The sequence below is a fragment of the Thermus hydrothermalis genome (assembly GCF_022760925.1).
Taxonomy (GTDB): Bacteria; Deinococcota; Deinococci; order Deinococcales; family Thermaceae; genus Thermus; species Thermus hydrothermalis.
Map to the genome: position 1 here is coordinate 1 of NZ_JAKTNT010000036.1, position 892 is coordinate 892.

An 892-nucleotide genomic window follows, 5' to 3' on the forward strand; every position below is an offset into this window, starting at 1 on the left:
AACCCAAGTTGCTACCTATCCCCTGGATCTGAAAAAATAGTGGCCGCTATGCTTTCCCGTCTCATAGCGGCCTTTTGCATTATAGACGACGCCCTGCAAGCCATGGGCTACAAGGATGACCCCCAAGCCAAAACGCCCGCCTCCGCCATCCTCACCCTCGCCCTCCTTGCCGCCCTAGAGTTCGGCGGCAAGCACAACAAGGCCCTGGCCCTCGCCAAAGACCTCGGCCTCTTCACCCACGTCCCCTCCCCAAGCCGCTTCAACCGCAGGCTCCACGCCCTCTACCCCCTCCTTCTCCCCCTCCTCCACCTCCTGGCCCAGGTCTGGAAGCACCTCCACCAGGCCCAGGCGTATGCCTTGGACACCTTCCCCCTCCCCGCCTGCGAGAACATCCGCGCCCCCCGCTCCCGCCTCTTCCCGGACAAGGCCTACCGCGGCTTCATCCCCAGCAAGCGGGTCTACTTCCACGGCCTCAAGCTCCACCTCCTGGTGGACGACGGGAAGTTCGTCCACGAGGTGAACCTGACCCCGGGGAGCTTCCACGACCTCGCTTCGCTTCTCCTCCTTCCCCTGGACCTTCCCGAGGGGGCGGAGCTCTACCTGGACCGGGGGTACGAGAGCCATCTGTACGAGGACCTCCTCCGGGAGGCCCAGGAGGTTGTTCCCATGGTCATCCGCAGGAGGAACAGCCGGCGGTATCTCCCTTGGATGCAGTACCTGGCCATCGTGGGGCGGAGGGTGGTGGAGACGGTGGGGAGCATGCTCCATCACCTCTTCCCCAGGCGCATCCACGCCGTGACCCAGGAGGGTTTCGTCATCAAAGTTCTCACCTTCGTCCTGGCCCATAACATCAGTCTCCTGACCCAGAAGATGGCTGGGTAGCAACTTGGGT

Annotated in this window: 1 protein-coding gene; it reads left to right on the forward strand. The window is 63.5% G+C overall.

The annotated features are described in order from the left end of the window. The first annotated feature begins 48 nt into the window (after positions 1–48). Positions 49–882: an IS982 family transposase gene (locus L0C60_RS12710; protein WP_039454941.1), complete on the forward strand. Its 834-nt coding sequence runs from the start codon at positions 49–51 to the stop codon at positions 880–882. The last annotated feature ends 10 nt before the right edge of the window (positions 883–892 follow it).